4 protein-coding genes are annotated in these 4,779 nt (G+C 40.6%); 2 read left to right on the top strand and 2 right to left on the bottom strand.

What is annotated here, in order from left to right:
- Positions 1-146: 146 nt before the first annotated feature.
- Positions 147-1,136 (bottom strand): phosphotransferase enzyme family protein, encoded by a 990-nt coding sequence (locus tag ACTIE6_RS17750; RefSeq protein WP_439557914.1) that lies wholly within the window; start codon positions 1,134-1,136, stop codon positions 147-149.
- A 456-nt stretch (positions 1,137-1,592) separates the two neighbouring features.
- On the opposite strand from ACTIE6_RS17750, the gene ACTIE6_RS17745 reads away from it, so the two are divergent.
- Complete coding sequence (locus ACTIE6_RS17745) at positions 1,593-2,435, top strand: CPBP family intramembrane glutamic endopeptidase (protein WP_439557913.1); 843 nt, start codon at positions 1,593-1,595, stop codon at positions 2,433-2,435.
- 498 nt (positions 2,436-2,933) lie between these two features.
- Here the strand turns inward: ACTIE6_RS17745 and ACTIE6_RS17740 are convergent, their stop codons facing one another.
- Positions 2,934-4,367 (bottom strand): hypothetical protein, encoded by a 1,434-nt coding sequence (locus tag ACTIE6_RS17740; protein WP_439557912.1) that lies wholly within the window; start codon positions 4,365-4,367, stop codon positions 2,934-2,936.
- Between the two features lie 249 nt (positions 4,368-4,616).
- Here ACTIE6_RS17740 and ACTIE6_RS17735 point away from each other — a divergent pair.
- Positions 4,617-4,779 (top strand): recombinase family protein (locus ACTIE6_RS17735; protein ID WP_439557915.1); only part of this gene is annotated, 163 nt, incomplete at its 3' end.

Genomic DNA, 4,779 nt, shown 5'->3' with positions numbered 1-4,779 from the left:
GAACGCAAAAAAAGATATAAGCAAAGCGTGTTAGCATAAGTCATATCCCCAAAGCTGCTTTTACCATATTGGGTTAAATTAAAGAAAGGGAGAAAAACCGTCACGACTTTTGCGCAGTCGTTATCAGCCTGCCTGCCTTAAGCTGTCTAATTCCAATAAGCTTGTACTAAATGCCTTAGAAAGCCGGTATAGACCCGCAACTGAGATGGCTGGATAAAACTGTAAAACTGGTCATGGGTTGTGTGGAATCCCATATAAAAAAGCCAGAAGTTTAAACTCAAATAAGGAATCAGAGCTAACTCATGCTCACTGATTGGATGGCATGCCTGATAACCTTCCAATACAATAGAATAGGCGTCATCAAAAGCCTGCTTGGTCATCCGCCCAGCATAGACCTCTATGGCCAGGTGTTGCCAAAAAGAAGCTAAATCATATACCAGCCAGCCATAGCCCATAAAATCGAAGTCAAAAAAAGTGACTGAATTCCCTTCAAAATGCATGTTTTTGGGCAGCAGGTCAAAATGACAATAGCCAATGGAGAAGTCAGCCGTATCTATTTTCGATATTTTCGTCTCTATCTGCCGGGCTGCTTTCTGCAACCAAAGGTAACTATCCTGATCGTAATCGAAGGCGGACTTTAATCGTTCCAACGGCTTGTAAAGAGTAGTATTAAAATCAAAAAGCCAGCGCTCTCCAGGCAATACAATTGTAGACGACACTTGATGAAAGCGTGCCATTTCATGACCAAATGTGCTTAGCTGGCTACTGCTCAATATCCTCGCTGGCTCACCGGGGGCATAGCTAAAAAGCACCGCATAGCGTGTTCCTTCCACCGCTTGCAGTTGCTGAATAGTCTCCTCCATCAAATCAGTGATTGGATAAGATACTGACACACCTGCCTGTTTAAGGGCCAGTAGCAAGGCTACTTCTGCCTGGACATGTAACAGGTTTCGGTGGGTTGACCGGTAAATCCGGAGAATAAAGCGTCCTTGCGATGAGTCAACCAAATAAGTATCTCCCACACCTCGTACCAGAAATGTGCAGCGAATCATTGACAATGGATAGCGTTCAGCAAGAAAAGTCGTCAGGGCAAGCGGGCAAAGGGATGAATACGTAGCGGGGAAAATTGGTTTCATAGCAGCAAGATAAGTTCTAAGTTCATTGGTCTGTCAGAACAATCCTCCAAAATCCGCTTACCAATATTGGTCACCAGCGTGGCGGCGTCGATAATTTTATTCAGTTCGGCCATAAATCTGTTGTCGTCATACGACTGATAAAGGATGTTATCATATATAAGAACTACAAATTAAAATAGCAATCTAAAAATCTATTTGCATCAATAGTTCTCTCTTCATCGCCTACGGGGTAGAAAGGAGAAGTTTAATTCTTCACTACCAGTTTGATGATCACTGTTTAGCTAAAACCCGCATTTCCACTTAGCGTAATCTTTAATCAAGCCTTAGATGCTCACATACAGGCTAGTATTTATTGAACATTCAAGCCTTTGGCGTTAGGATTACATGCTTAAAACAAAAAAGTATCTGAAATATCCTGAGGAAGCTTCTTTTCCCTTATATAACTGATATACCCAGATGAAAATCAAGATTATTGTATTTCTGCTCCTTACTTTCGGCTGGAGTTGGCTTAACTGGGGTATCGCTTTATATTATTTAAAAAGTGGCTCAATGCAAGATAGCGTAACATACTTCATTAGTTTCTTTTTTATCGGAGCATATGGGCCGACCCTCGCAGCAATTATTACAACTGTTTATTTTGAAGGAGGCACAGGCCTGCGAGCTTTAATACAAAAACTTTTTTTATGGCGGGCATCGCCAAAGGTGTATTTTGCAATTTTTGCCTTGCCAGTTATATTTATGCTATTGGGAATCTATATCTACCATTTGTTTATCGAACCAGTCGGAGATTTTAGTATGAGCAAAATAGCAATAATCCCAACTATGGTTGTGTATGGTCTGTTTGCAGGACCTATGGGTGAAGAACTTGGATGGAGAGGTTTTTTACTTCCTAAACTGTTGGAACGGCATTCTTCAACAAAATCCAGTATAATAATTGGTTTGATCTGGTGTACTTGGCATATCCCTCTTTTTTTCGGGCCTACCGGAGCGCTTATTTCAAATGGAGACATCACCTTTTTGAATGTGTCGATTTATCTGCTTGCAACAATTTGCTTATCTTATCTTTTTACTTACATATCGTCTATAACAAACGGCAGTGTCCTTATCGCAATTTTAACCCACCTTTCTGTGAACGCTAGTCTGCCCATTTTTTTCTTTCCCTATCTGACTTCCTCGGAAAACGTTCTCATTGTATGGAAACTGACAATAATCCCACTTGTGCTTTTCACAGCGTATGTCGGGATTAAGAAACGAAATCGAAGAAGTATAAGAATAAGCCGTACTCATTGCATTTATTAATATGACCAAGTGGCGTAGTTCACTGTTTAACAACTGAGTGATGCTGATCAGAGGGGTTTCGCTTGAATTAACCTAGCGTAAATTGGATTTGCTGTTTAACATATCATGTCGTTATACAACAAGAAAAGATACGCCCAAGGTTTTTGTAAAATGCCAATAATGCTTTGATAGGCAATTTTTTGATATATCAATTTTTCCTTTAGGTATACGATAGGGACCGTAATTACTTTGATTGGTCAGATGATTAATGATTGTGTTATACATCTAGGTTTAATACAGAGAAAGAATATCAATTTATCTGTTTATATCGCCTAGATCGCATTTCAAAGGCATGCTCTGTTCCTTCCAAGACATCACAAATTTCCTTTTTAATAATACTTTGTTCAACTGTGCCTGAACAAACCAGTAATGGGTTCCCTAGAACGCTCCTTTCCGAGACAGCTATCCCTACTTTTGGGGTGATCCGCGCATCATTTTGACTTCTTACTTATGCCGGCCTTATTGCCGTTTTTGTTCAAAAAGCCAATCCATCAGACCGGGCGTGCCAATCACTTTTTCCCAGATATAATGATCTCCATCAGGATATTCGGTGTAGCGGGCCTGTCCACCACCCTTGTTGATGGTTTCAATCATTTGACGGGTTCCCTGGACTGGTACCATTTTGTCCAAAGCACCATGAAAAGCCCAAATAGGAGTTCTGGTAAGTTTGAAAGCAGATCGAGTATCACCGCCCGAACACATCGGTATGGCAGCCGCAAACATACCGGGTCGGGAGCTAATGAAGTACCATGTTCCGAAACCGCCTCCGGAGGTCCCACCTATATAACGTCTTTTAGAATCTATGGAATACTTACCTTCTAGTGACGCAATTGCTTCTAAGACTAGTGAATCTATGTTTCGCCCCCTTGGCATGCCTCCCCAATATTTATACAAAGGGCATTGAGGAACAAAAAGAAAAGCAGGATATTTAATCCGGTTTTCTTCCTTGGAAAGGAACTTTGCCATATCCGATCCATCAACCTGCATTATATTATCATTCCCATGCGCACCTCCATGATGAAGACATACAACGATTGGATATTTTTTATTTGAATCATAATTAACAGGTATCAATAATCTGTAATTCAGAGTTTCTCCCTGTTTACCTAAATAAGTCTTTGCTAAAAATGGCCTGGCTGCTTCCATAGCATGTTGGGAAGCTTCTTTTTGTTCGTCCAGGTTGAGCACATTAAACAGGCCATAACCTCGCCACACTATTAATACTAGACAGACCAGTAATGAAATGTTTAGCCAGTTCCCGTAAATCAATCTCTTCGGGTTATTTTGTTTTTCGCCAATAAGGCGTTTCGACTCGTCCGAAAAATTCAAAATGAAAAGAATGGGAACGAGGCTATATATCCATGCTACGGTAAGATTTAAGTTTTCAAGTGGGATTTTCTTTAAAAGGCTGGAATTTTCAAGATAAAGATGTGACGATAGAGCAATTATAGCGGCAACGCCATATAAAATTCCCGCCCATTTTAACCATGGGCGTGTGCCAGCCTCGGAAAATATCAGACTTATTGACAAAAGGAGATAGGCACCCTGATACCCAAACCTGAAAGGAGGGTATAAGCTTTGGAGTTCTTGGTATCTTGACAGCAAGAGGCAAACCACTAACCCTAGGCTCACGGTGGCTAATGCTGCAATAATGACGGCCCAAAATGAAATCCAATACTTCTTATGATGAAAGTATATTATCAAAAATATGGCTCCTGCGAGGGAAACGATGTGTTCAACGATATACCAGTTTTTAAATGAATTTCGCGTTGCCAAACCTCTTTCTCCGACAAAATCCATCCCCATCCATAGCTGTATGACACGGTCAAAAACTGCCGAAATAACAATGAGAGTAAGAAAGATGTTTGCGAATTTATATATTTTTCTGTCCATGCCACGGCTTTAAACAGGAAAGCTGTTGATATCAAAAAAATACTAATTCTTCTTATTAGTATCTTCCTGCTAACTAGATAATCTTGTTACAGGAGATCGTCTCTGAAAACCCTCGTTCTGCGGGATTTTGAAACAGCTGCAAAATAGATCGTATTTGTATCAAATATCAGTACCAAATTGTCATCCCACAAAATAAAATCCTATTTTTGAAAAATTACCGGATTCGCGGGATTAAAAGACTAACAAATAATGAAAATAGGATATGCGCGGGTTTCCACCCAGGACCAGGTACTGGATATGCAGATCGACGAATTGAAACTTGCGAAATGTCAGCAGATATTTCAGGAGAAGATCTCATCAGGCAAAGAGCGGCCACAGCTCTTGAAGATGCTGGAAATGCTCCGGGAAGGCG

Source organism: Dyadobacter sp. (genome assembly GCF_051859145.1).
In the GTDB taxonomy this organism is placed as follows: Bacteria; Bacteroidota; Bacteroidia; order Cytophagales; family Spirosomataceae; genus Dyadobacter.
The sequence above is the reverse complement of the archived record's forward strand: the minus strand, read 5'-3'. Positions and strand labels throughout refer to the sequence as shown.

Bases quoted from the DNA above. Each gene is read 5' to 3' on its own strand.
- ACTIE6_RS17750 (WP_439557914.1), bottom strand. From the start codon at position 1,136: ATGAAACCAATTTTCCCCGCTACGTATTCATCCCTTTGCCCGCTTGCC.
- ACTIE6_RS17745 (WP_439557913.1), top strand. From the start codon at position 1,593: ATGAAAATCAAGATTATTGTATTTCTGCTCCTTACTTTCGGCTGGAGT.
- ACTIE6_RS17740 (WP_439557912.1), bottom strand. From the start codon at position 4,367: ATGGACAGAAAAATATATAAATTCGCAAACATCTTTCTTACTCTCATT.